Source organism: Hymenobacter agri (genome assembly GCF_054778495.1).
The window spans coordinates 1-4,388 of the sequence record NZ_BAAGZM010000358.1; the positions used below are offsets into that span (position 1 = coordinate 1).

The following is a 4,388-nucleotide window of genomic DNA, read 5'->3' on the forward strand; positions in this document are numbered from 1 at the left end:
GGCCCGCCGGCGCCGAAGCCACGGCCATTCCGCGCAGCGAGTTTCTGGCCAAGCTGGCGCTGGGGCTGGGTGCCATTCCGGCCGTGGCGCTGCTCTGGGGCATCGTGAAGGGCGGCACCGACTACACCGTGCGCCGCGTGCAGCTAAAGTTTCCCAACCTGCCCGCCGGCTTCGACGGCTTCAAGGTGCTGCAGATTTCGGACCTGCACACCGGCAGCTTCAACTCGACGGAGCCGCTGGAGCGCGCCGTGGCCATCATCAACCAGCAGGGCGCCGACCTGATTCTGATGACCGGCGACCTGGTGAACAACCGCGCTACCGAAGTCGAGCCGCACATTCCGGCGCTGCGGGGCATTAAATCGGAACTGCCCATCTTCTCCAGCCTCGGCAACCACGACTACGGCGACTACGTGCCCGAATTCCGCGACGACCGCGCCCTGTGGCGCCAGAACCTGGAGCGCCTGATGGAGAACCACGCCAAAATGGGCTGGACGCTGCTCAACGACACCAGCCATTTCATCGAGCGCGGTGGCGACAGAATTGCCATTCTGGGCGTGCAGAACTGCAGCTCGCACGCCAATTTCCACACCTACGGCAACCTGCCCAAAGCCCACGCGGCCAGCGCCGACGCGCCGTTCAAAATTCTGCTCTCGCACGACCCGTCGTACTGGGAAACCCACATTCTGAATTACCCCGACATCGACCTGACGCTCAGCGGCCACACCCACGGCATGCAGTTCGGCGTGAACCTGCCCTTTATGAAGTGGAGCCCCGTGCAGTACGTGTATAAGCAGTGGGCCGGCCTCTACGAAAAGGGCCGCCAGAAGCTGTACGTGAACGTGGGGCTGGGCTTTCTGGGCTATCCCGGCCGCGTAGGCTTCCTGCCCGAAATAACGGTGTTTGAGCTGCGGCGGGCCTAAAAAACAGGGGGCGCTATATCGCTGAGGTAACATCTTTTAAATAGTTGCCGTAAAGCGCCCCCAAACCCGTTCGGGTTGTTTTTCTCACCCCCTTCCACAGTCATGAAAAATTCCCTGTTGATTCTGGCCGGCGCCGCCGCCCTTTCCCTGGCTTCCTGCTCGCAGGAAAAAACCACCGAGGTAACCACCGCGCCCGCCGACGGCACCACCACGACGACCACCACCACGACCACCGGCCCCATGACGGAGGCCGAAATTGAGGCCCGCGCCCAGCGCATCGCCGATAAAATGGCGGCCAATATGAAAATCACGGACGAGGCCACCAAAACCAAAATCCGCACCGTGTACGTGAACCGCTACAAGCGCATGAACGATATGCGCACCAAGTACGGCACCGACACCACTGGCATGGCTGCTTCGATGCGCGACTCGAACATGGAAACCGACACCGAGTTCAAGTCGGTCTTCACTGACCCCGCCCAGTACTCGGCCTACGAGTCGAGCCGCACCACCTACTATGCCGACGATAACACTCCCATGGACAATACCTCGACGGGCATGATGTCGGACACTACGGGTTCGATGTCGTCTTCAACTACCACGTCGTCGTCGACCACGACGACCACCGACAACATGAGCGGCTCGGCCAACATGGGTGGCACGGAAGTGACGAAAATGAAGGCCAAAGCCGAGGATGGCAGCAAAATCAAAATCAAAGACAACGGCAAGGTGAAAACCAAAGACGCCGACGGCAACAAGACGAAAAACTAGTGGTTTGGTCGATGCAATCGGCCGAACCATCGCCGAAAAGCCCGCGCCTGCAACGGCGCGGGCTTTTTTTGGCTCCCCGGGTTGCTACTTTGTGATAAAGTTGCGTTTGCTTTTCGGATGAGTTCTGCGGTATTGCGTTGTGTAGTTGCGAGTTGGCTGAAAATCGGCCGCACGCTGGGACCCTTGGTGGTGCTGAGCCTGCTGGCGGGCACCGCCCGGGCCCAGGTCGAGCCCGTGCGCGTGAGCGGCAGTGTGGCCGAAGCCCGCACGCGCCTGCCTATTCCGGGGGCTACGGTGCAGGTGCAGCGCACGCGCCGCGGCGTGGTGTCGGGCACCACCGGCGAATTCAGCATCGACGCGCTGCCCACCGATACCGTGCTGTTTCGGGCGCTGGGCTTCAAAACGCAGCGGCTGGCGCTGGGCGGCACCGGCCTCTCGCAGATGGTGGTCCGCATCCTGCTGGTGCGCGACAGCGTGCAGCTGGGCAACGTGCAGGTAACGGCCGACCGCCCCGACCGTGCCATCATCAACCGGGCCCTGCGCAACATCAAGCGCCCCGCGCCGCCCGTGGTAAGCGGCGCGAAGCGCCCGCCCAAGCCCAAGCCCCTGTTCGCCGTCGATTCTACGGCGCCGAAAGCGCCGGTGCCCACCATTGCCAGCCCCATCAGCCTCATTTACGACCAGTTTTCGCGCGAGGGCAAGCAGCGCCGCAAGATGGAGGAAATTGAAGCCGAGCAGCGCGCCGAGAAAGCCCGCAAGGCCCGCGCGCAGTACAACAAAGCCTTCAAGGATAACCGCGGCTACGAGCCGTAAGGCGGAGTACCGCGAAATTCTATTTCGCCAACGAGCGCAGCGAGTACACCGTACCACTACGCCGGAATACTCGCTGCGCTCGTCGGCGAAATGAAATTTCGCGGTACTCCGTCCATAACCGGCCGGCAATAGCGCACGTAAGCCCGAAGTATGAAAATCGGGTATCCCTGCGTGAACGAGGCGATGGATTGCAGCGCCGCCAATACCTTCCGGCTAGCTTCCTATTCGGAAGAGCGGCTGGTGGCGGCCGTGGCAGCCAACCTGGCCTGCCTGCGCCGCATGCTGGAATGGAACGTGGCCCAGGGGCTGCTGTTTTTTCGCATGGGTTCGGGCATTGTGCCCTTCGGTTCGCACGAAATCAACACCTTTCCCTGGCAAACGCACTTTGCGGCTGACTTTCGGGCCATTGGCGACTACATCAAGGCCAGCAACCTGCGGGTGAGCTTTCATCCCGACCAGTTTGTGGTGCTGAATTCGCCCAGCCCCGACATTGTGCAGCGCAGCATTCAGGAGCTCATCTATCAGGGCTCGATGCTGGATTTGATGGGGCTCGACGGGACGGCCAAGCTCCAGATTCACGTGGGCGGGCTGTATGGCGACCGGGAAACGGCCATCAGCCGGTTTGCGCAGGTGTATGCTACGCTGCCCGCGGCCGTGCAGGCCCGGCTGGTGGTCGAAAACGACGACCGGTTGTTTCCGTTGCGCGACTGCCTGCATCTGCACGAGCTGACGGGCGTGCCCATTCTGTTCGACAACTTCCACCACGAATGCCTCAACCACGGCGAGCCCATGGCCGAGGCCCTGCGCCTGGCCGCCGGCACCTGGCACCCCGTGGCCGACGGCGTGCCCATGATGGACTACAGCTCGCAGGCCCTGGGCGAGCGCAAAGGCAAGCACACCGACGACCTCGTGGACGACCTGTTCGCCAATTTCCTCGACCAGCTGCACGGGCTCGATTTTGACATCATGCTCGAAATCAAAAATAAGGAAGCCAGTGCCCTGCGCGCCGTGGAGCTGCTGCGCGCCCGCGGCCTCAGCCCGGCCGCGCCTAGCCTGCCTATTCCGCCCCTGAATCTGCCGCCCGACCCTAACGCCCCCATCAAGGCCCGGCGCGCCAAAAAACAGCTAGAAGTTAAAAGTTAGGAAGAGGTACCTCCCAAAGTCCTCATCATCCGTTGCTTTCCCGCCTTACCATCTCACTATTTCACCAACCCACCTCATGCCCTCTGACCACCTCCTCGCCACCATCAGCGCGCTCAAAAACGGCCTTACCAGCTTGCCCCTGGGCTCGGCCATGGATAACACCGAAACCTGGCAGCAGCAGTTTCTGCAAAGCGGCCTGCCCGGCCTGCAGGACATTGCGCGCGAAATCGGCAACCTGCAGTCGCTGCTCACCAGCGGCGCGCTGAGTGCCCGCGCCATTGGCAACTCCCTCACTATGCTCGGCGACCAAACCAGCCAGATTAGCCGCCAGGCCGGCGACGACCTGAAAAAGCCCCTGCAGGAATTGTCGGACCTGCTGCGCCGCCACGGAGGCGACCTGCTGGCCCACGCCGAAAAAACGAAGAAATAACTGCCAGCCAGACATCAGCAAAAAGCCCCGATTCGTTATGAATCGGGGCTTTTTGCTGTAATATCAGAGCATCATGCTGAGCGCAGTCGAAGCATGATGCTCTTTTCCGTTTGCCTAGTTGCTGCGCACGTTGCTGCTGCTGCTCTGGCGCGAGCGGCTGGGCACAACGTCGGTAGACTGGCGCGGCCGCCGGTCGCGGATGAGCGGCTGCTCGCGTACGTCGGGCACGGTGTAGGGCGGCATTTCGGGCGTGGCAGCGGGCGAAAAGCCACGGTCGTCGAGCAGCCGGCTAGGCTGGGCGTCGCGGTTGG

Annotated in this window: 6 protein-coding genes; 5 read left to right on the forward strand and 1 reads right to left on the reverse strand. The window is 62.1% G+C overall.

Going from position 1 to position 4,388, the window contains the following annotated elements; genetic code table 11:
- The 5 genes from ACYVDE_RS15570 to ACYVDE_RS15590 form a co-directional block, all read left to right on the forward strand.
- A partial coding sequence (locus ACYVDE_RS15570; RefSeq protein WP_460502458.1) for a metallophosphoesterase occupies nt 1-920 on the forward strand: 920 nt, incomplete at its 5' end.
- Between the two features lie 102 nt (nt 921-1,022).
- Entirely contained in the window at nt 1,023-1,691 is a 669-nt protein-coding gene (locus tag ACYVDE_RS15575) for a hypothetical protein (protein WP_460502459.1), read from the forward strand.
- 117 nt (nt 1,692-1,808) lie between these two features.
- Nucleotides 1,809-2,504 (forward strand): carboxypeptidase-like regulatory domain-containing protein, encoded by a 696-nt coding sequence (locus ACYVDE_RS15580; RefSeq protein WP_460502460.1) that lies wholly within the window; start codon nt 1,809-1,811, stop codon nt 2,502-2,504.
- Nucleotides 2,505-2,654: 150 nt separating this feature from the next.
- Complete coding sequence (gene uvsE / locus ACYVDE_RS15585) at nt 2,655-3,647, forward strand: UV DNA damage repair endonuclease UvsE (protein ID WP_460502461.1); 993 nt, start codon at nt 2,655-2,657, stop codon at nt 3,645-3,647.
- A 76-nt stretch (nt 3,648-3,723) separates the two neighbouring features.
- Nucleotides 3,724-4,077, forward strand: a complete 354-nt coding sequence (locus ACYVDE_RS15590; RefSeq protein WP_460502462.1) for a hypothetical protein — start codon at nt 3,724-3,726, stop codon at nt 4,075-4,077.
- A 114-nt stretch (nt 4,078-4,191) separates the two neighbouring features.
- Here ACYVDE_RS15590 and ACYVDE_RS15595 read toward each other — a convergent pair.
- Nucleotides 4,192-4,388 (reverse strand): hypothetical protein (locus tag ACYVDE_RS15595; protein ID WP_460502463.1); only part of this gene is annotated, 197 nt, incomplete at its 5' end.

Bases quoted from the DNA above. Each gene is read 5' to 3' on its own strand.
- ACYVDE_RS15575 (WP_460502459.1), top strand. From the start codon at position 1,023: ATGAAAAATTCCCTGTTGATTCTGGCCGGCGCCGCCGCCCTTTCCCTG.
- ACYVDE_RS15580 (WP_460502460.1), top strand. From the start codon at position 1,809: ATGAGTTCTGCGGTATTGCGTTGTGTAGTTGCGAGTTGGCTGAAAATC.
- uvsE (WP_460502461.1), top strand. From the start codon at position 2,655: ATGAAAATCGGGTATCCCTGCGTGAACGAGGCGATGGATTGCAGCGCC.
- ACYVDE_RS15590 (WP_460502462.1), top strand. From the start codon at position 3,724: ATGCCCTCTGACCACCTCCTCGCCACCATCAGCGCGCTCAAAAACGGC.